Raw genomic sequence first — 20,681 nt, 5'->3', positions numbered from 1 at the left:
GGTGGCCGGGCCGGTGCCCGGCCACCGTTCCGCTCCGCGACGGCGAGCCGGGCCCTCAACTCCCGGCCGAGCCCGACGGCCGGGTGCCCGGGGTGTTCGCCGCCCAGTCCGCGAAGCTCGTCGTCGGCACACCCACGTGCGCGGCGAACCGCGGACGCGCCGGCGCGGGATGGGCGCTCATGTGCCGCTGCGCCTGGAACAGCGCCGCGGGGAGGCCCTCCGCGCGGACGTGGTCCGGACCGGAGGGCAGTTCGACGTCGGTCCCGAGCACCCGGGACAGGACGTGTGCGGCGTCGCGGAAGCTCAGGACGTCACCGGCCAGTTCCAGTTCGACACCGTGGAAGCGCTCCGGTTCCGCGAACGCGGCGGCGGCAGCGGTTCCGATGTCGTCCACCGCGACGAAGGGGAGCGCCACGTCGAGGTCCACGGCGACGGCGAGCCGGTTCGAGGTCAGGTCGGCGAAGTAGGGCGACGGGCGGACGAAGTTCTCCATGAACGTGGCCGGCCTGAGGATCGTCCACCGCGGGAAGCCCGCGGTGCGCACGAGGTCCTCGACCGCGGCCTTGGCGCGGTAGTAGTGCCGCGTGAAGGAGCCCCAGCGCTGTTCGTCGAAGCGCTCGACGTCGATGGTGCCGGCGCCCGAGACCGAGGTGTGCACCACGTGTTCGACCCGCGCCCCGCGGGCGGCCTCGACCAGGTTGCGGCCGTGGCGGAGTTCGGAGTCGCCCGGCGAGCCGGTGATGTCGGGCGTCTGCACGGAGAACACCGCGTGGGCGTGGTCGAGGGCCGCTTCCAGCGACGGGACGTCGTCCAGGTCGCCTCGCACGAGAACGGCCCCGAGCTCGCGCAGGGCGGAGGCGCGCTCGGTGCCGGTGTCCCGCACCAGGGCGTGGACCGGGACGCCGGAGGCGAGCAGCGCGCGGGCCACGGCGCCTCCCTGCCTGCCGGTCGCCCCGGTGACCAGCACGAACGACTGCGATGTTGGCACGACGATGCTCCGATCAGAAAGTGGGGTGGCACCCCGTTTTATTCGGGCTACAATATGGGGTGCCACCCCACTTGTCTACCGAGAGGTCGTCCTGATGGCGAGCAGCGGGCTCAAGGCGCCGCGGGCGGACTGGCAGCGCAACCACGAGCGGCTCCTGGCGGCGGCCCGACCCCTCGTCGCCCGGGACGGGGACCGGGTCTCCTTCGAGGAGATCGCCCGCGAGGCCGGCGTGGGTTCGGCCACGTTGCACCGGCACTTCCCGTCCCGGCGCGCGTTGTTCGACGAGGTCTTCGGCGAGGCCGTCGAGCGCTTGCGCCGGCGAGGTGAGGAACTGACCGGCGGCGACCCCGGCACGGGGCTCCTCACGTGGCTGGAGGAGCTGACCGCGTCCGCCGTGGAAACCCGTGGCCTGACCGCTGCGCTGGAGGCCGACGAGGGGTCGCCGTCCACGTCGGGCTGCCACGCCGTCGTGCGGGGGGCGACCGTGCGCCTGGTGGACCGGGCGCTCGCGGTGGGCGCCGTCCGACCGGGGATCTCACCGGACGACCTGCTCGTCCTCGTGACCTCCATCTCCCTGACCGCCGCGAGCGACCCGGCGGCGGCACGCCGCCTGCTCCGCCTCGTCTTCGACGGCGTCAGGTCAGGGTGCGCCGTCCACGGGGAGGGTGACCCGGACCGTGGTGCCCCGGCCGGGGGTTGAGGTGACGTCGACCGTGCCGCCGTGCGCGGTGGTGATCGCCTCCACTATGGCCAGGCCCAGGCCGGACGAGCCGCCGCTGCCGCGACCGCGGCCGGGGTCGGCGCGGTAGAAGCGCTCGAAGACGTGCGGCAGGTGCTCGGGGTCGATCCCGTCGCCGGAGTCGCGGACCGCGATCGTCACCCCCGCGTCCTGGCGGGTGACGGTGACCGCGACCGGCGTGCCGGGCCCGGTGTGCTGGACCGCGTTCCCGACGAGGTTGCGCAGGACCTGCTGGATGCGCGGGCCGTCCGCGTCGACGACCGCTTCCGCCACCCCGTGCAGGCTGATGGCCCGGTCGGGGCTGACGACCCGGGCGTCGTCGACGACCTCGCCGGCCAGCGCGACCACGTCCACCGGCTCGCGGTCCAGCGGGCGGGCCGCGTCGAGGTGGGCCAGCAACGCCAGTTCGTCGACGAGCAGCCGCATCCGGCCCACCTCGGCCTGGAGCCGTTCCACGGCGTGGTCGAGCCGGGCGGGGTCGTCCAGGGCGCCTTGGACGTACAGGTCGATCCAGCCCTGCATGGTCGCCAGCGGCGTGCGCAGCTCGTGGCCCGCGTCGGCGACGAAGCTGCGCAGCCGCTCCTGGGCCCGCCGCCGGTCGTCGAACGCCCGCTTGACCGCCGTGGCGACGGCGGCTTCCGGCCCGGCCAGCAGCAGGACGAGGGCGAGCCGCCACCGGGAGGGCCGGTTCACCTCCGCACCGCCCGCAGGTTGTACCCGAACCCCCGCACGGTGTGGATCAGCGAAGGCCCCCCGGAGTCGATCTTGCGGCGCAGGTTCGAGACGAACCGCTCGACCACGCCCGTGTCGCCGCCGAAGTCGTACTGCCAGACGTGCTCCAGGATCTGGGCCTTGGAGACCACCCGCCCCGAGTTGGCCAACAGGTAGCGCAGCAGCCGGAACTCGGTGGGGGGACAGTTCGACCGGGCGCCCGTCCCGGGTCACCTCGTGCCGGACCTCGTCCAGCACCAGGTCGCCGCAGCGCCACGTGCCCCCCGGCGCCGCCGGCGGCACGCGGCGGGAACGCCGCAGCAGCGCCTCCAGCCGCGCGGCGACCTCCACCACGTGGAACGGCTTGGTGAGGTAGTCGTCGCCGCCGAGGCGCAGCCCGCGCACGCGGTCGTCCAGCTCGTCGCGGGCGGTCAGGAACATCACCGGCACGTGCACCTCCCGCGTGCGCAGCAGGTGCAGCAGGTCGAAGCCGTTCGTGCCGGGCAGCATCACGTCCAGCACGATCGCGTCGGGCGGGCGGGCCTCGATCGCGCCCAGCGCGGCCGGCACGTCACCGACCGCCTCGACCTCGAACCCCGCGAAGCGCAACGCGGACAGCAGCAGCTCCCGCAGGCCGGGGTCGTCGTCCACCACCAGAATGAAGTCCACGCCCCCATCACACCACCCCGGCGGGGACGGGCGGCCCGGCTCGGCCGAACCTGACGGTTCGCTGCCGGTTGCCTGACGGTCGGCCTGGACCGATGGCGCCCCCGACCGGCTGCTCCTAGCGTTTTCCCCGGCACACCAACGAACAGAGGGGGAACGACGATGACCGGGACCACCCGTCGTGGGTTCATCGCCGGCACCGCGGCCGTGGGCGGGGCCGCGCTGATCGGCAGCCCGACCGGCGCGGCCGCGGCGACGACCGGGGGCGCGCGCGACTCGGCGTTGATCGCGCCGGGCGACGCCCGCTACGAAGACCTCGTGCTGCGCCGGACGAGCGAGCGCTTCTTCCCCCGGCCCGCGTGCTTCCGCCTGCCCACCACGACCGAGCAGGTCGTGCGCGCCGTGGACGACGCGGTGCGGGCGGGCAAGCGGGTCACCGTCCGCAGCGGCGGGCACTGCTACGAGGACTTCGTGGGCGACGGCGCGGAGGTGGTCATCGACCTGTCCGCGATGCGGCAGGTCGCCTTCGACCGGCGCCGCGGCGCGTTCGTGATCGAGCCGGGCGCCACCCTGTGGTCGGTGTTCGAACGGCTCTACCTCGGCTGGGGCGTCACGATCCCCGGTGGGCAGTGCGGGGGCGTGGCCGCGGGCGGGCACGTCCAGGGCGGCGGCTACGGCCCGCTGTCCCGGCGGTTCGGCTCGGTGGTGGACCACCTGTACGCCGTGGAGGTCGTCGTGGTGGACCGCTCGGGACGGGCGCGGGCGGTGGTCGCGACCCGCGAGCCGGACGACGCCAACCGGGACCTGTGGTGGGCGCACACCGGTGGCGGCGGCGGGAACTTCGGCGTGGTCACCCGGTACTGGATGCGGTCGTCCGGCGCCACCGGCGACGACCCCGCCCGCCTGCTGCCGAAGCCGCCCGCCGTGACGCTGGGCGCCACCCTCGGGTGGAACTGGCGGGACGTCACCGAGGAGTCGTTCCACCGCCTGCTGCGCAACTACGGCGAGTGGCACGAGCGCAACAGCGCACCCGACTCCCGCTACGCGAGCCTCTTCAGCCCCCTGCTGATCACCCGGCGCAACACGGGCGCCGACCCGGGCTGGTTCGTCATGGTGGCCTCGTTGGACGGCACCCTGCCCGACGCCGACCGGCTGCTGCGCGACCACCTCGCGGAGATCGGCGAAGGTGTCCCGGGCACGACCGTGGTGCGACCGCCGCACCGGCTGCCGTGGCTGGCGTCGGTGAAGGCCGGGTCGCTGAGCCAGTCCGACGAGTCCGGGACGTTCAAGGCGAAAGCGGCCTACCTGCGGAGGCGGTTCACCGACGAGCAGATCAGGACCGCCTACACCCAACTGACGAGCACCGATCACGACAACGAGCGCGCGATGCTGCTGTTGCTGTCCTACGGCGGCCAGGTCAACACCGTGGCGCCCGACGCGACCGCCGTGCCGCAGCGGGACAGCATCATGAAAGCGGTCTACACCGTCACCTGGACCGACCCGGACGGCGAGCGGGCGAACCTGGACTGGATCCGGCGCTGGTACGGCGAGATGTACCGGGACACCGGAGGCGTGCCGGTCCCCGACGGCGTGAACGACGGCTCCTACATCAACTACCCGGACGTCGACACCCTCGACCCGCGGTGGAACAGGTCCGGGGTCCCGTGGCACGCCTTGTACTACAAGGACAACTACCCGAGGCTGCAGCAGGTCAAGCTGCGCTGGGACCCGCGCGACGTGTTCCACCACGCCATGTCGATCAGGCTCCCGCACTAGGGACGAGTCCGCCGATCCGGGCCCCCGTCGTCCGGGGCGCCGAACCAGCGGGCCGCGCTCCGGGCGAACCCGTCGAGTTCGGGGGCGTCTTCGGCGGCCCAGGCCACGACGCCGTCAGGGCGGACCAGCAGGGCGCGCTGCCCGAGGTCGTTCCGCGCCTCGCCCGCGGCGTACCGGACCCTGCCCGCCCACCCCCGGGCGGTGTCCCGCAGCGCGCGGTCGCCGCCGAAGTCGAGCGCGACGCCCTGGCCCTGCCGCATCAGCTCGCCGAGGCGGGTGCCGTCCTCGAACCGGAAGTCGGGGGCGGTCCGGCCCACCAGCGGGTGCCCGCTGCCCAGGTCGTAGCGGTGGAACAGGCCCGATGTCCTCCGGTGCACGTGCGTCGTGCCGTCGGCGGTGCTCAGCAGGTCGTGGACCAGCCGCCGCAGCGCGGGTGCGTGGGAGCCCGGTCGCATGACCGCCGACTGGGCACGTGACCAGTCGAGCACCGAGGCGCCGACCGGGTGGCGCGCGCGGGTGTAGGTGTCGAGCAGGTCGTCGGGCGCGTGCCCGCGGGCGGTGGCGGCGAGCTTCCAGCCGAGGTTCACGGCATCGCCGAGGCCGAGGTTGAGCCCTTGACCGCCGAGCGGGGAGTGGATGTGCGCGGCGTCGCCCGCGAGCAGCACGCGTCCCTCGCGGTAGGTCGTCACCTGCATCGCGCGGTCCGTGAAGCTCGACGCCAGGTGGACGTCGGTCAGCGTCACGTCGGTGCCCGTGATGCGGCGCAGGACCGCCTGGAGGTGCTCGCGGGTCGGCGGTGCGGAGCGGTCGAACCCGCCGCCGTCGAAGTCCATCATGCCCAGGTGCCCCTCGAAGGGCGTCCTCAGGTACATGCCGCGGGGCGTCAGGGTGAAGCCGAGCGGCAGTTGCCGCGGGTCGGCGAAGGTGACGTGCGCGGCGTAGCCGGTGAACAGCGGATCCGTGCCGACGAAGTCGAAGCCGACGAGCTCGCGGACCGCGCTGCGGCCGCCGTCGCACCCCACCAGCCAGCGCGCCCGGTGCTCCCGTCCGCCCGCCGCGGCGACCACGGACTCGTCGTCCTGGCGCACGGCCGTGACCGGCGCACCCCGGACGATCTCCACGCCGAGGTCGGCCGCCCACGAGGAGAGCACCGCCGAGACCGCCTCGAGGCTGGTCATGAAGCCTTCCATCGCCGGGCCGGGCAGCCGGGAGGGCAGTGCGGACGTGTCGACGTCGGCCGCGTCGAGGGCCATCCCGGCGAAATGGCCCACGCTGCGGGGAGCCGGCGCTTCGACGGCTCCCGGGGGCGCGCCGACCTGCTCCTCGTCGGCGCCGGAAGCGCTCACGACCGCCGCGAGCAGCCCTCGGCGGTGGAACGCCTCGGCCGACCCGGCGGACAGGCCCCGCAACCCGAGCGGGAGCGCCTTCAACGGCGAGCCGGGTTCCCGGTCCCGTTCGAGGACCAGCACCGAGCAGCCGGACAGGGCCAGCTCGCCCGCCAGGAACAAGCCGACCGGGCCGCCGCCGACGACCAGCACGTCACGCACGGGGGAGTCCCTCCCGGGGAGCGGGTGACCCGGGCAGGGCGGGTCGGCGGAGGTGGGTCAGGCCGGCGAGGACGATGCCGATGCCGGTGAGGAACTGCTCGCGGTCGTCGTGGTCCCTGGCCTGGTCCACGACGGCGTGCAGGAACGGGTAGTCCTCGACGTCGAGCCCCCGCCACGCCGTCGACACCGCGTCGAAGAACTCCTCGCGGTCCGCGTCGTGCCGACCGCCCGGGGTGTCCCCGCCGACGCGGGTGTTCTGGCTGACCGCGCCGAGGACGTAGTGCACGAGCGTCGCCGTCGCGTCGAACCAGGAGGCCCGCGGGACGCCCAGCGCGCCCACCTGGCGGCCGAGCCTCTCGAAGATCTCCACCGCCACCGGCCCGGCCGGGTTCCGGACGACCTGGAGGGTCAGCCGCGTGGCGAGCCACCGGTGTTCGGCCATGGCGTCGAACAGGGCCAGCGCGACCCCGCGGACCTCGTCCTCGGGCGTGGCCCCGGCCCGGGCCGACCTGGCCGTGAGCGCCGCCGTGACGACCGTTTCCGCCGCGGCGTCCAGCAGCTCCTCCCTGGAGCCCACGTGGTGGTAGACGGCCCCGGACCCGGTGGCCAGCCGTTCGGTCATCGCCCGGACCGTCAGCGCCCCCTCGCCGCCCGAGTCGAGCAGGTCGATGGCGGCACCGAGGATCTGCTCCCGGGAGAGCACTTGATTGCGCCGGCCGGGACGGCGGGCTCGGGTGGTCACCCGGCCACGCTAACAGTCTTGGAGCACTGCACCAAGTTGGTGCAGCGCTCCAAATCGGGTCGTGGGCCACCCCGAGGGGGAACCGGGTGTGCTGCGGGCCTGGCCGGTCGTGCGGTCGCCGTCGCCGCCCGGTGCCTGCGGGCTCCCGCAGGCCGAAGTGGAATGTCCACATCGGACTCTCCAGGCTCGCGCCCGTCATGGGATGATCCTGTCGAGGGGTGATCGGGCTCCGGTGGGCGCGCCCATGATGAGGTGCGGGTTCGTCCCCGCGGGCAGGTATGCCGAAGGGCGGCGGCGGGCCGCCGGGGAGCGCGGACCACGCGGTGCCGCCCTTCCCGGGGCGGGAGGGGCCCGGGGCACCTGCGGTTGCTCAAAAGTGCAAGGTTCGTTGCGGATGATCTTCACCCGTCCCGCTCGCCGGTAGCCTGAAGTCATGATCGATAGGGCACGGCCGCGAGCCGACGCTGCTGCCGGTGCTCGCGGAAGTGCGGGTGGCGCGCGGTGAAGGCGGTCTTCTGGGGCGTGGCCGAGTTCCAACTCGGCCCGGTAAGCGGGGGTGGTTCGCGGTGCGGGCGAAGCGGATCGGGATTGCTCGGGTGACGGCGGTGCCGAGTCGGGGTGGCGCTCGGCCCCACTCGCGGCCGGCGGGTAGAACTCCTCGCTGAGCTGTTCGATCCGCGGGAGCGGCGCGCAGCGAACCCGAGCGGGCGGGTGATCCCGAACCAGGTCCCGGACCGGCCGCGGGGTCGACGCGGTCGCCTTCCGGGTTCGTTGAGGTGCCGTGGCGCACCACGCCCTCGTCCACCGCCGCGACCTCGGGGTCGGCACCCTGTCCGACAGGACTTCTCGCAGGACAAGACCGATGTGGCGAGGTGTTCGGAGTTCCTGCCGAGCGGAAGTTCCGGCTCCGCAAGACGGAGGGATCGTGCATGATCGAACGAGAGTCTGAACTCGCTGAGCTGACCGCGGCTTTCGCCGAGTCCGCCACCGGGGGTGTGCGCGTCGTCGTGCTCCAGGGGGTCGCCGGGACGGGCAAGACGGCGCTGATCGACGAGTTCGGCGACCGGGCCCGTGACGCCGGGGCGCGGCTGCTCCGCGCCAGCGGGGCGCCGACCGAGTGCTCGCTCTCCCTGGGCATCGTGCGCCAACTGCTCGCCGGTGAGGTGTTCGACCGCGACACGGCGGCGGTCGTCGGCGGTCTGCTCGACCACCGGCTGCTCGCCGACGCGGCATCCGACGGGGTGAGCCGGTCCCGGGTGCTGGACGGGCTGGCGACGGCGGTGCTGGAGCTGGCCGAGCGGGGCCCGGTGGTGATCGCCGTCGACGACACCCAGTACATCGACGCGTTCTCCCAGGACTGGCTCATCTACCTGATCCGCCGGGCCGGGCTCGCCCGGATCCTGATCGTCCTCGGCTGGCGCGACGGCACCGAGATCTCCCCGAGCAACTCCCGCCTGCTCTGCGCCGAGTTCTCCCAGCAGGCCTACTTCCGGCGGCTGCTGCTGACCCCGCTGTCGCCGGGCGGCGCCGCCGAGCTGGTGGCCGGGCGACTCCCCGGCCCCGGCGCGACGGAACCCGCCGCGGAGGCGCACCGGCTCACCGGTGGCAACCCGCTGCTCCTGCACGCGTTGCTGGAGGACGGTCGGGCCGCCACCGGCGGCGGTGGCCCACCGGCCGAACCGGGCGCGGGGCCCGGGTTCGAGCGGGCCGTCCAGCTCCTCCTGCGCCGGTGCGACCCGGTGACGCTGCGGGTCGCGGGCGCGATCTCGGTGATCGACGAGCCGTCGCAGCTCGCGCTGCTCGGCTGGCTCGTCGACGCCGCGCCGGACCGGATCGCCGCGGCGACGCGCGTGCTGACCCAGATCGGTCTGGTGGAAGCGGGCCGGATGCGGCACGCGGCCATCGCCGGCGCCGTGCTCAACACCTTCTCGGCCGCTGATCGGTCCGAGCTGCACTGGCGCGCGGCGGACCTGCTCAAGGCCTGCGGCGCGGACTCCTCGACGATCGCGGAGCACGTCGTCGCCTCCGGTCGCCTGGACGAACCGTCGGCCGTGCCGAACCTGGTCGAGGGGGCGCAGCAGGCGCTGGAGAAGGGCGACCCGCGGCGGGCCACGGAGCTGCTGCGGCTGGCGTACCAGGTGGACACCGACGCCCGGCGCAGGGCGGAGACGCTGGCCCTGCTGCTGCGGGCGGAGTGGCGGGTCGACCTGGGCGCCTCGGTCGGCCACCTGCCCGAGCTGACCGACGCGATGCTGAGCGGTCGGCTCCGGGACCGGCACGCGACGATGCCCATCATCATCATGCTGGCCCAGGGGCGGGTGGCCGACGTCCGCTCCGTGCTCTCCCGGCTGGAGTCCGACTCGTCGCCGGACTCCCGGCCTCCGTGGGAGTTCGAGGTGATGCGGATGTGGCTGGCCGACATGTACCCGGGCACCTTCCGCCGAGAGGTCGACGAGAGCAGGGCGAACGGCACGCCGGTCATGCCCCCGGGCGCCATCGGTTATCGACTGCTCGAGCACTTCCGGAGCACCCACCACCAGGGGGCGAGCGCGGAACGCCTGGGCCAGGCGGACGAGGCGTTCTGGCAACAGCCGCTGACCGAGATCAACCTGCTCCCGGTCATCCTCGCGTTGTGCACGATGATCTACGCCGAGCGCCTGGAGGAAGCGGAACGGCGGTGCCGGGAACTGATCCAGACCTGCCTCGACCTCCGAGAGCCCACCTGGCACGCGCTGTTCTACGCGATCGCGGCGGAGATCGCCTTGCGCAGGGGCTCGCTCGGCGTCGCGGCCACCTGGGCCGCCGCCGCGCTCGAGATCATCCCGGTCGCCGAGTGGGGCGTGCTGGCCGGCGTGCCGCTGGGCACCCTGCTGACGGCGCAAACGCTGCAGGGCAAGCACGACGAAGCGGCGCGCACGCTCGCCCTGCCGGTGCCGGACGTGATGTTCGAGACGCCGTTCGGCTTGTCCTACCTGTTGGCGCGCGGCCGCCACTACGTCGAGCGCGGGCTCGCGCAGGTCGCCCTCGACGACTTCCAGGCCGTCGGCGACCTGCTCGACCGGTGGGGGATGGACCGGCCCGGGGCGTTGCCGTGGCGCACCGAGATGGCAGCCGCCCACCTGCAACTCGGGGACCGCGAGGCGGCCGCGCGCCACGCCCGCGAGCAGCTGCGGCGGATCGGGGAGGACGGCCACCTGCGGGTGCACGGGCGCACCTTGCGGCTGCTGGCGGCGACCCGGGAACTGCCCCTCCGGCCACCGCTGCTGCACGACGCCGTGGACGTCCTGCACCGGAGCGGGGACAAGTTCGAGCTGGCGAGCGCGCTCGCCGCCCTGCACGACGCGTACACCCAGCTCGGCGAGGCCGGCCGGGCGCGGTCGGTGGCGCGCAAGGTCAACAGCATCAGGCAGGCGTTCTTCGTGGAACAGCCCGGTCGGCCGACCGGCGCGCCGGACGTGCTGGAGGAGGCGGAGGTCGACATGCTCGTGCTCAGCGACGCGGAGCGCAGGGTCGCCAAGTTCGCGGCCAAGGGCATGACCAACCGGGAGATCGCCGGCAGGCTCTACCTCACCACCAGCACGGTCGAGCAGCACCTGACCCGGATCTACCGCAAGCTGGGCGTCAGCTCGCGGGTGCAGCTGCTGTCCCGGCTCGGGCCTCAATCGGTCCTCCCGCGTCAGGCCCGCGGCGAAGCCTCCGCCTGAGAGGGCGTCCGGCCGCCCATCGCCCGCGCATCCGCCGGCCCGCGCGGACGACGGGTTTCACCTGACCGGTGACCGATTCACCTCGATGACGCAGTACCGGCCGGTCCGGCGGCGGCCGAACGGGCGACGTGCGGCGGGCGTTACCGGGAATCCCTCACACGGTCGAGCGGTTCGCGCGACGGCCACCTCCGCTGTGCGACAGGGGTGAACCCCGCCATCGATCTTGCTCGCTTGCACAGCCACGCCAACTGGACAGTATGGACGGACGGCGACGCCCGCCGAACCCGGAACGGGAACCGCTGCGCGGGCACCCGTTCCGGGAGCCGCCGCGAGCCGTCGCCGCCAACTCCACTCCGGAGGTGTCCCATGTCCAGCGCACCCTCGTCCACCCGCGCCGGAGCCGACCTCGACAGCGGAGCCGGCGCGGCTCCCGACACCGGCCCCCGCACGGCGCCCGCACTCCCCGTCTACCACAGGCCGTTCACCGTGGTCTCCGACAGCGCGCTCGTCAGCGAACCCGTCACCGGCATCGACCTGACGTTCGACGCCATCCCCTCGCTGAACCCGGTCGCCACCTACCACGACCCGGCCGGTGGGCTCAGGGCGTCCGTCGTGCTCGACGGGCGGGTGCGCACGGTCCGGCGCGACACCACGAGCGGCCACTGGGTGCTGGGACCGCCGGCGGCGGGCGACGCCTGGATCGGCGTGGTCGTGCTGCGACTGCCGGACGGTCGGTTGTGGACGGTCGCGCAGGGCGCTTCGACCACGGCCTTCTTCCGGCACGACGGCGACGGGTTCGTCAAGGTGCACGAGGAGAAGGTCGGGCTGGTCGACCTGGTCGTGATCTACCCACCCGCGGCCGGTCCGAGGTCGCCGTCGCTGTTCGGGGTGGACCCGCACGGCAACCTGGTCCGGTACCAGCCCGCCGGGGGCGACAAGTGGAAGCGCTCCGGTTACGACTTCGGCGGCAAGCTCAAGGACCGGCGGTACGTGGTCGTGCCGTTCGACGCCCGGTCGCTGGAGGTCGGCTACTGCGACGGGGTCGATCTCGTGCGCGTCGGGGTGGAGGGCGACAAGAAGCACTCGACGGACAAGACGCGGTTGCCCGGATCGGACGTGGTCGCCTGGGGTGGCTTCGTGGACGGCGCGTCGAGCACCGGGTACCTGTGCATCACTTGGAAGACGAGACGGCTGCACCAGTTCGCGGGCGGCCGGTGGACCGACCTCGGGATCACCGCGGAGGCCGTCACCACCACCGCGGACGGCGCGGGGCTGCTGAGGGCCTACGTCGACGGCGACGGCGACCTGTCGCTGCTCAGGCAGACGGGGTGGGGCGCCGACGGCCCGGTGTGGTCCGCCGGCGCGGATGGCGCGCCGGTCGCGGTGCCCCTCGGCAAGCGGAACAGGTTCCTGTTCCCCGACCCGCTGCACCAGGGGTCGCCGGTCTTCTTCGCCCTGGATTTCAGCAACCGAATGGTGATCTTGAGCCAAGACCCGGACACGGGGCAGTGGCGCCGCGAGGTCGTGCGGCTGGCGGACACCAACGCCGCGCGGACCCGGCGCTGGCGCACCAGGGTCACCGTCCGCGACGCCGCCGGCACACCGGTCGCGAACCACCCGGTGCGGGTGCGCACGACGAGCGCGGCCGAGGTGACCGTCGGCTCCCGGACCGCGCGGCTGGGGCCGCGCCGCGACGAGGTGCTGATCGCGCGCACCGACCGGTTCGGCGCGCTGACCGCGTCCACCCAGGCCCACAGCCTCGCCCCGCCCGCGATCCTGGTCACCGGCGACGGCCTGCCCGAGGGCGCGCAGATCCACCCGGAGCACGGGATCCGCGACTACCTGTCGGGCCTCGCGCCGCTGGCGGACCGCGGCCCGCTCACGGCGGAGGCGTTGCGCGCCGCCAAGGTCGGCGGCACCCCCCTGGTGCCGAGCACGACCTGGTCGGCGTCCCTGACGCCGCAACTGGCCGTGGCGCACCTGCGCGACCTCATGGCGCTGGGCAACCCGAGCATGCCCCGCCCCACGTCGTCGTGGGTGCTGGAGACCGGCGCGGGCGGCGAGGTGTCGCTGCGCCGGGTCGACACCGTGCCGGAGGGCTTCCTCGGCGACCTGGGGCGGCGCTTCGGCGACGTGGTGAGCGGGCTGCTCGCCGGTGTCACCGACGTGGCGCGGCTGACGCTGAACGCGGCCGACGGCACGGTCTCGCTGGCCCTGCGGATCGCCGGGAAGGTCGTGGACCTCGGCCGGTTCGCGGTCGTGACCGCCTCGGACTCCGTGGACCTGTTCCTGAGCGCGATGCGGGCGCTGGGCGCGCTCACCTCCCGGGTGATCGACTGGCTGGTCCACCGGTTCCCGTTCGCCGACATCTGGGCCACCGCCCACGCCGTCGAGGGCGTGCTCGACCGGACGCCCACCGAGGTCGTCGCCCAACTGCAGCGGGTCAGGGCCGTCGCGCTCCAGCGGATGACCGACTTCGCCCGGACCGACCTCGCCGGCCAGTTCGACCGGCTCATCGGGAAGGTGCGCGGCAGCACGGTCGGCGACGTGAAGGGGTCCGGGCACGACCCCGTGCCGCCGGTCGTCGGCAGCGGCGGGGCGCAGGTGGGAGCCGTCACCGACACCCTCGACCTGAGGGCGTCGATGCCCGCGCACTTCCTGTTCGACCGCGTCCAGGCCGCCGAGGGCGAGCTGGGCGCGCGGCTGCTCGCCGAGGTGCCGGCGGGCACCGGTGACCTGCGGAAGGCCGTCGATTCGGCGATCGCGGCGATCACCGGGCAACTGTCCCGCTGCCACGACGCCGGCCAGGCCTTCGCCGAGGCGGTGGCGAGCGAGCTGGACGGCACCGGCGGCAGCCTGGAGCAGGTCGCGCTCACCGCCCTGCTGACGGCGCTGCGGGAGCTGGCCCTGGCCCTGGTGGAGATCGCGGAGGCCCTGGTCGACGCGTTGATCGACGTCCTGGTGAAGCTGGGCGGGATCGCCGCCGGGCTGCTCGCCGCCAAGGTCGACGTCGGGCCGGTCCGGGACGTGGTGACGTGGATCGCGGACGAGGCGGGGGTGCCGGTCGACCAGCGCGGCCCGGTCACCCTCAAGACCCTGGTCGGGCTGCTGGTCGCCTTCCCCGCCGTGGTCGCGCGGCACGCGCTCGGCGGCACGCCCGACCGGCCGGAGCCCGACCGGCCGGTGGCGACGGCGTCACCGGTGACGGGCAAGGCGCTCGACGTCGCGACGACGGTGGTGGCGACCGCCCTGGAGTTCGGCAGCGACCTGCTGCCGCCGCCCACGACTCCCGCGGACAAGGCCGTGACGAGCACGATCAGCGCCCTGCTGCTGGGGAACACGGCGTTGTCGCTCGGCCTGGCCTGGCCGTTCACCGCGTCCCCGCCCGGCGACGCCCCGACCGACGCCCCCGGCGACACCGCGTCCGGCCTGGCGATCGCGAAGTGGTCGGTCGAGGGCCTCTCGTTCCTGGTCGACGCGCTCACGATGTACGCGAGCAGCAAGCGGGGCAACGTCCTGCTGGTGGCCAAGCTGGAGGACGTGTACGGCGTGTGGCTCGACACCGCCGCCGGCCTCGGCTCCCTCGTCCTCGGGGTGGCCGGGTGCGCGGCCCGGCCGTCGGCGTCCTGCGCGCGGTGGGTCAACAGCGCCGTCGCCCCGGTCCCGGTGGTCCTCGCGTTCCTGCGCTCCCCCCTGTTCCGGGAGGAGATGCTCGCGGTCAAGGTCGGCGTCAGCTACGCCGCGGGGGTCGCGACGGTCGTCACCCGGGTCCTGATGGACGACTGAGGCGTGTCCGGCGGGTCGGGTCGGGTCGGGCCGGTGCGGGCGGCGCCGACCTACCCGCCGGACACGCCTCGGGCGGCGGCCCGCCGGTCCAGCCACCCCAGGATCGCCCGGTTCGTCCCGCCCGGCTCTTCCTGCTGGATCCAGTGACCGCAGTCCAGGCCGACCACTTCCACGTCGGGCACGAACTCCGCCAGTCGATCGAACCTCGGGATCGTGTCGCGGTCGCCGTAGATCATGAGCGCGGGTTGCCGGATGACCGGATCCACGTCGGCGAGCAGGTGCCAGTTGCGGTCGAGGTTGCGGTACCAGTTGATGCTGCTCGTGAAGCCCGTCGATTCGAAGGCGGAGACGAAGACGGCCAGTTCGCCGTCGCTCATGACGGGCTCGCCGAGGGGTTCCTCCGCCCTGGCGAGGTCGATCATCACCATGCCCGGCTCAGGCGGTGCCGGGGGCTGGTCCTTGCGGAACAGGTTGCGCAGGAACCGGGCGGTGTGCTCGTCGAGCACGGCGTCCGCGACGCCCGGCTGCCGGTTGAAGTGGACGAAGTAGAAGTCGGCGCCGAGCGCGGCCTCCATGGACTCGATCCAGGGCACCTCCCCGCGCTCCTGGTAGGGCAGGCTCAACGCCACCACGCCGTTCACCCGGTTCGGGTGCAGCAGGGTCAGGCCCCAGACGACGAACGCGCCCCAGTCGTGGCCGACGAAGGTGGCGTCCTCGTAGCCGTAGTGGTCGAGGAGCGCGACGAGGTCACCCGACAGGTGCTCGAGGTCGTAGTCCGCCACCTCGGCAGGACGGGACGAGTTGCCGTAGCCCCGCTGGTTCGGGACGATGACGTGGTGGCCCGCCGCGGCCAGGACCGGCACCTGGTGGCGCCAGGAAAAGGCGTGCTCCGGCCAGCCGTGGCAGAGCACGACGGGATTTCCCGCGTTCTCCCGGCCCGCTTCGAAGACCTCGAGTTCCACACCGTTCACGGGGACCAGGGTGGGTTCGGGGAAGTCGGTCGGATCGAACATCGCGTTTTCTCCCTGTCGATCGAGGCGTCGGCGCGGCTGACGGCCGACGCGGTCATGTCGCCATCGTGCCGACCGAAACAGGTCATCCCCTGACCGGTTTCGCGTGGGAGTGTTGGCGGTGTGCGAGCCGACCGGTTGATGGCCATCCTCCTGCTGCTGCAACAGCGCGAGCAGTTGACGGCGGCGGACGTCGCCCGGGAGCTGGAGGTGTCCGAGCGCACCGCCCGCCGCGACTTCGACGCCCTGGCGATGGCCGGCGTGCCCGTCTACTCCATGCGGGGCCGGGGCGGTGGCTGGCGCCTCGTGGGCGGCGCCCGCACCGACCTGTCCGGGCTGACCGCGGGCGAGGCCCGCGCCCTGTTCCTGGTCGCCGGCCCGGCCTCGGCCGCGGCGCCGGCCGTGAAGGCGGCGCTGCGTAAGCTCGTCCGCGCCCTGCCGGAGCCTTTCCGGGTGCAGGCCGAGGCGGCGGCGTCATCGTTGGTCATGGACCCGCAGCGGTGGGGGGCGGGCCGGGTCGAGCACCGGCCGCCGCCCCGCTTCCTCGACGAGCTCCAGGACGCGGTGATCCGCGGCGTCCAGGTGCGGCTCGGCTACGTCGACGGCGACGGCGCCGAAACCGGGAGGACCGTCCACCCGCTGGGCATCGTCGCCAAAGGACCGTGGTGGTACCTCGTCTGCCACACCGACGCCGGCCGGCGGACCTTCCGGGTCGACCGCGTGTCGTCCGCCGACCCGACCGGCGACCCCGTGCGCCGACCCGACGACTTCGACCTCGCCGAGAGCTGGCGCGAGATCGCCGACGAGGTCGAGCGCAGGCGGACGCCCCTCGAGATCCAGGCGACCTGCACGCCCGACGGGATGGCCCGGCTCCGGATGGTGCTCGGCGACCGGCTCGAGGTCGGGGGTTCCACGGCCGACGGCCGCGTCGAGGTCGTGATCCGCGGCTACAACGAGTACGCGCTCGCCGGCGAGCTCGCCGGGCTGGTCGAGTGGATCGAGGTGACCGGCCCGGCGGGCGTGCGGGACCACCTGGCCTCGATCGGCCGCGCACTCGTCGAGCGGTACGGCTGAGACCCGCCCCGCGGCGCGGTGCGGGACGGGCGGGCTCAGTCGTGCGCGGTGGCCAGCGACCTGGTGCGCCAGGGGGCGATGTGCTCCGCGACCATCGCGTTCTTGGCCTCGAGGCGCTCGTAGGCGTCGCCGCCCACCAGCAGGTGCGAGGGCAGCTCCTCGCCGTCGGTCACCTCGACGATCAGCGCCGCGCCCTTGGCCGGGTCCCCGGGCTGGGCGTGGTTGAACGCGTCGATCCCGTCGCGCACCAGGTGGGCGGGGGTGCCGTCGTAGGCCGCCAGCCGCGCCTCGGCGACCGACCGGGAACCGGCGTCGAGGAGGTCGGTGCGGAACGCCCCGGGCTCGACGACCATGCTCTGGATCCCGAACGGACCCAGCTCGGCGGCGAGGGCTTCGCTGATGCCGGCCACCGCGAACTTCGAGGCGCTGTAGAGGCTCGCCCCGGGTTCGCCCTCGAACCCCGCCCGGGAGCCGATGTGCACGACCTTGCCGCGGCCGGCGGCGCGCATGGTCGGCAGGACCGCTCGCGTCACGTTGATCAGACCGAAGACGTTGACGTCGAACAGCGACCTGGCCTCGGCGTCGGTGATCTCCTCCAGCGCACCCACCAGGATGCGACCCGCGTTGTTGACCAGCACGTCGATCGTGCCGAACCGGTCGACGACCTGCGCGACGGCGCGGTCGACCTGGGCCTGGTCGGTGACGTCGAGGGTGACCGGGTGGCACCGCTCGGCGCCGCGCAGGTCGTCGGGCAGCGCGTCGACCCGCCGGGCGCCGGCGGCGACGTCGTGCCCCGCCCGCAGGGCGTGCCGGGCGATCTCGGCGCCCAGCCCCCGGGTGGCCCCGGTGATGAACCATGTCGCCATGACGGAAACGTCTCCTTCTGCCGGCATCGGTGCTCGCTCCACCACATATTCGCAGTCCCGGCCTCGGTTTCACGGGTATCGAGACCCCAGAGCTGCCGGGTAAAAAACCCCAGAGACGCGGTGCAAGATTAGGGGGGTGCTCACCGGCTTGGAGGTGGTCTACGTTGGGGCGCAGTTGGGGCGCAGCCGGATTCCGGAGGTAAATTCATGGCTAATGCCGATCGCGCGCCGGTCCTGATCTCTTTTCCGCCCGCGCCGTCAATTCCCCGCACCTCGGCGGAGCCGGACGAGCCGCCAATCCGCCGACCGGTCGCGGCGAGCGGGTCGCCCGCGCGGACCGCGGGCGCCGAGTCCTCCGCGGTGCTGACGTGACCGGCCTGCGCTTCGGCGCGTTCCTGCCCCCGATCCACCCGCTGGGGGAGAGCCCGACGTGGTGGCTGCGCCACGACCTGGACCTGATGGCGCACCTCGACCGGCTGGGCTTCGACGAGGCGTGGATCGGGGAGCACCACTCGACCGGTCGCGACATCATCGCCTCGCCCGAGATCTTCATCGCGGCGGCCGCGGAGCGCACCTCCCGGATCCGCCTCGGGACCGGCATGACCACGCTCCCGTACCACCACCCGCTGTGGGTGGCCGACCGGATGGTGATGCTCGACCACCTCACGCGTGGCCGCGTGATGTTCGGGGTCGGTCCGGGCTCCCTGCCCGCCGATGCCGCCATGATCGGCATGACGCCCACCGAGAGCCGCGAGCTCCTCGAGACCCACCTCGACGTCATCCAGCGGCTGCTGGCCGGTGAGTCGGTCACCACGACGGTCGGGAGCCACACGCTGGTCGACGCCACGCTGCAGCTGCGCCCGTTCACCGAGCCGTGCTTCGAGATCGCGGTGGCCGCGACGGCGTCGCCGACCGGTGCGCGCCTGGCCGGCAGCCGCGGGGTGAGCCTGATCTCGCTCGGGGCGACCATGAGCAAGGACGGGTTCGACGCGCTGGCGTACCACTGGGGGATCGCCACCGAGCGCGCCGCCCACGCGGGGCGGCCGGCGCCCGACCGCGCGACCTGGCGGCTGGTCACCGAGGTGCACGTCGCCGAGACCCGGGAGCAGGCGTACCGCGACGTCGAGTTCGGGCTGCGGGACTGGTTGGTGCACCTGAACGAGAACGCGGCCGTGCCCGGCCTCGCGCTGCCCACCGGCAGCACGCGGGACCTGATCGAGTTCGTCAACGAGTCGGGCCTGGGCGCGATCGGCACGGCCGACGACGTCCGCCGCCAGGTCCAGCGCATGGTCGACCAGTCCGGCGGGTTCGGCACCGTGCTGCTGCTGGCGCACGACTGGGCCGACCCGACGGCGTCGTGGCGCTCGTGGGGGCTGATCGCCCGGCAGGTCGCCCCGCACTTCCAGGGACCGGGGAAGACCCACGCCCAGTCGTCCCACGACGCCCGGGCCCGGATCCTCGCGCGGCGCGAGGAGGCGACCCTCGCGGCCGGCGCGGCGGTCGAGCACATGAACCGCAAGTACGCCGACGAGGTGGCCGGGAAGTCCTGACCGTGTCGTCGCGACACGTCAACAGGAAAGGGGCGCCGTGGACGCCGGCCTTGAAGTGAGCTGCCCGATGTGCGGAGGTCTCATCGAGGCGGTCGACGAAGAAGAACTCATCCGCTTGTCCCAGCTGCACACGCTCGATGCCCACCGCTACAACGTTCCCGCCGAACACGTTTTGGCCGCGATGACGCCCGGTGATGTCGGTCCCGACCGGGGAGAGGACCTGAGATGAACTCTGCACCGGCGGAATTCCCCGTCGTGGACTTCGACATGCTCGACCCTGCCTTCGCGCAGGACCCCTACGAGACCATGGGCGCGTGGCGGGCCCTGGGACCGGTCGTGTACAACTCCCGCCACGACCAGTACATGATCACGTCGTACCGCAACTGCGCGCGGGTGCTCGGTGACACCCGCTACTTCAACTCCGCGAACGTGCTCCCGGAGATGGAGAAGGCGTTCGGCGGGCCGACCTTCCTCGGCATGGACGGTTCCCGGCACCAGACGGTCCGCGAGATCTGGGCGCCGGGGTTCGAGCGCAAGGCCGTCGAGACCGACTGGCCGGCGAGGATCCGGGAAGTCGTGGACGTGTACGTGGGTCGATTCGTCGAACGCCTCCGTTCCGGCGAATCCCTCGACGCCCTCTCGGAGATGACGCGGATCATCCCCACCATCGTCACCGCCCAGTTGCTGGGCGTCGAGGAGGACGTGTACGAGGACTTCATCAAGTGGAGCGACGCGACGGCGGCGGTCCTCAGCGCACGGCTGGACTCGACCCCGAGGGCCCAGGAGATCTTCGCCGAGGGCGCCGCGGCGGCAGCCGCCCTGAACTCGTACATCGGCGACCTCGTCGGGAAGAACCGCGCGCTGGGGGAGTCCGACGGGACGCTGATGGCCCAGATGGTGTTCGACGACTTCGGGCCGTCCATGCCCGACCGGGAGATCATCGCGAACGGGACGATGCTGACGGTCGCGGCGAACGAGAGTTCCGCGCAGCTGATGGCGCTGGCCCTGTACGCGCTGGGACGCCACCCGGACCAACGCCGCGCGCTGGTCGCCGACAGGTCTCTCGTCCCGGCCGCGCTCGAGGAGGTCCACCGCTGGTTGACCCTCACGCAGTCGGTCCTGCGCGGTGCGTGCAGCGACGAGTCGCGGGTCGAGGGCGCCACGATCCCCAACGGGTCCGCGGTCATGCTCCTCCTGGGCTGCGCGAACCGCGATCCCGCCCGCTGGGGCAACCCGGACTCCTTCGACGTCTTCCGCCCCCGCAAGGCGCACCTCGGCTTCGGGTTCGGCCCTCACATCTGCCTCGGGGTCCACCTGGCCCGGCTGGAGATGAACATCTGGTTGAACCGGCTGCTGGACGAGCTGCCGGAGTACGAGTTCGCGGGCGAGGTCGAATTCGGCTCCGACTTCACGCTGCGCGGCCTCCGGGGGGTCCCGATCGCCGCGGCGTGACCGCTCTCCGGATCGGGGTGCGACGGCCGATGCGGAGGGGGGCGGGGGGGAAAGCGCCGGGGGCGGCGCC

13 protein-coding genes and 2 pseudogenes are annotated in these 20,681 nt (G+C 73.4%); 8 read left to right on the top strand and 7 right to left on the bottom strand.

The window, feature by feature from the left end; all coding sequences use genetic code 11:
* Nucleotides 1-55 precede the first annotated feature (55 nt).
* On the bottom strand, nt 56-988 hold the full coding sequence (locus tag ACFV4N_RS19910; RefSeq protein WP_499674035.1) for an NmrA/HSCARG family protein: 933 nt from the start codon (nt 986-988) through the stop codon (nt 56-58).
* Between the two features lie 94 nt (nt 989-1,082).
* Here ACFV4N_RS19910 and ACFV4N_RS19905 point away from each other — a divergent pair, with 94 nt between their 5' ends.
* Nucleotides 1,083-1,688, top strand: coding sequence for a TetR/AcrR family transcriptional regulator (locus ACFV4N_RS19905; RefSeq protein WP_499674034.1), 606 nt, complete (start codon nt 1,083-1,085; stop codon nt 1,686-1,688).
* On the opposite strand, the pseudogene ACFV4N_RS19900 reads toward ACFV4N_RS19905, so the two are convergent.
* Both ACFV4N_RS19900 and ACFV4N_RS19895 read right to left on the bottom strand, forming a co-directional pair.
* Nucleotides 1,629-2,291, bottom strand: a pseudogene (locus ACFV4N_RS19900) (sensor histidine kinase); the annotation flags it as partial. The gene ACFV4N_RS19905 and the pseudogene ACFV4N_RS19900 overlap by 60 nt on opposite strands.
* A gap of 125 nt (nt 2,292-2,416) precedes the next feature.
* A pseudogene (locus ACFV4N_RS19895) lies at nt 2,417-3,107 on the bottom strand (response regulator transcription factor).
* 159 nt (nt 3,108-3,266) lie between these two features.
* Here ACFV4N_RS19895 and ACFV4N_RS19890 point away from each other — a divergent pair.
* Nucleotides 3,267-4,880 (top strand): FAD-binding oxidoreductase, encoded by a 1,614-nt coding sequence (locus ACFV4N_RS19890; RefSeq protein WP_499674033.1) that lies wholly within the window; start codon nt 3,267-3,269, stop codon nt 4,878-4,880.
* On the opposite strand, the gene ACFV4N_RS19885 is transcribed toward ACFV4N_RS19890, so the two are convergent.
* Nucleotides 4,877-6,427 carry an FAD-dependent oxidoreductase gene (locus ACFV4N_RS19885; protein ID WP_499674032.1) on the bottom strand — a complete coding sequence of 517 codons (1,551 nt, stop codon included), beginning with the start codon at nt 6,425-6,427 and terminating at the stop codon, nt 4,877-4,879. The genes ACFV4N_RS19890 and ACFV4N_RS19885 overlap by 4 nt on opposite strands.
* Nucleotides 6,420-7,169, bottom strand: coding sequence for a TetR/AcrR family transcriptional regulator (locus ACFV4N_RS19880; RefSeq protein WP_499674031.1), 750 nt, complete (start codon nt 7,167-7,169; stop codon nt 6,420-6,422). Before ACFV4N_RS19880 ends, ACFV4N_RS19885 begins: the two co-directional genes overlap by 8 nt.
* 929 nt (nt 7,170-8,098) lie before the next feature.
* Between ACFV4N_RS19880 and ACFV4N_RS19875 the strand changes: the two genes are divergently transcribed.
* Both ACFV4N_RS19875 and ACFV4N_RS19870 read left to right on the top strand, forming a co-directional pair.
* Complete coding sequence (locus tag ACFV4N_RS19875; protein WP_499674030.1) at nt 8,099-10,873, top strand: helix-turn-helix transcriptional regulator; 2,775 nt, start codon at nt 8,099-8,101, stop codon at nt 10,871-10,873.
* Between the two features lie 366 nt (nt 10,874-11,239).
* Nucleotides 11,240-14,659, top strand: a complete 3,420-nt coding sequence (locus ACFV4N_RS19870; RefSeq protein WP_499674029.1) for a hypothetical protein — start codon at nt 11,240-11,242, stop codon at nt 14,657-14,659.
* A 50-nt stretch (nt 14,660-14,709) separates the two neighbouring features.
* Here ACFV4N_RS19870 and ACFV4N_RS19865 read toward each other — a convergent pair whose 3' ends face one another.
* On the bottom strand, nt 14,710-15,672 hold the full coding sequence (locus ACFV4N_RS19865; RefSeq protein ID WP_499674028.1) for an alpha/beta fold hydrolase: 963 nt from the start codon (nt 15,670-15,672) through the stop codon (nt 14,710-14,712).
* A gap of 120 nt (nt 15,673-15,792) precedes the next feature.
* Here ACFV4N_RS19865 and ACFV4N_RS19860 point away from each other — a divergent pair, with 120 nt between their 5' ends.
* Nucleotides 15,793-16,743, top strand: coding sequence for a helix-turn-helix transcriptional regulator (locus ACFV4N_RS19860; protein WP_499674027.1), 951 nt, complete (start codon nt 15,793-15,795; stop codon nt 16,741-16,743).
* A 35-nt stretch (nt 16,744-16,778) separates the two neighbouring features.
* On the opposite strand, the gene ACFV4N_RS19855 is transcribed toward ACFV4N_RS19860, so the two are convergent.
* Nucleotides 16,779-17,609: an SDR family oxidoreductase gene (locus ACFV4N_RS19855; RefSeq protein WP_499674026.1), complete on the bottom strand. Its 831-nt coding sequence runs from the start codon at nt 17,607-17,609 to the stop codon at nt 16,779-16,781.
* A gap of 368 nt (nt 17,610-17,977) precedes the next feature.
* Here ACFV4N_RS19855 and ACFV4N_RS19850 point away from each other — a divergent pair, with 368 nt between their 5' ends.
* The 3 genes from ACFV4N_RS19850 to ACFV4N_RS19840 are packed head-to-tail and all read left to right on the top strand — an operon-like array spanning nt 17,978 to nt 20,611.
* On the top strand, nt 17,978-19,159 hold the full coding sequence (locus ACFV4N_RS19850) for an LLM class flavin-dependent oxidoreductase (RefSeq protein WP_499674025.1): 1,182 nt from the start codon (nt 17,978-17,980) through the stop codon (nt 19,157-19,159).
* 37 nt (nt 19,160-19,196) lie between these two features.
* Nucleotides 19,197-19,388 carry a hypothetical protein gene (locus ACFV4N_RS19845; protein ID WP_499674024.1) on the top strand — a complete coding sequence of 64 codons (192 nt, stop codon included), beginning with the start codon at nt 19,197-19,199 and terminating at the stop codon, nt 19,386-19,388.
* Nucleotides 19,385-20,611 (top strand): cytochrome P450, encoded by a 1,227-nt coding sequence (locus ACFV4N_RS19840; protein WP_499674023.1) that lies wholly within the window; start codon nt 19,385-19,387, stop codon nt 20,609-20,611. The genes ACFV4N_RS19845 and ACFV4N_RS19840 overlap by 4 nt, the downstream gene beginning before the upstream one ends.
* The last annotated feature ends 70 nt before the right edge of the window (nt 20,612-20,681 follow it).

Origin of the sequence: Actinosynnema sp. NPDC059797, from assembly GCF_042732085.1 — a bacterium.
In the GTDB taxonomy this organism is placed as follows: domain Bacteria; phylum Actinomycetota; class Actinomycetes; order Mycobacteriales; family Pseudonocardiaceae; genus Actinosynnema.
This window is presented reverse-complemented; position numbering and strand designations above follow the sequence as displayed.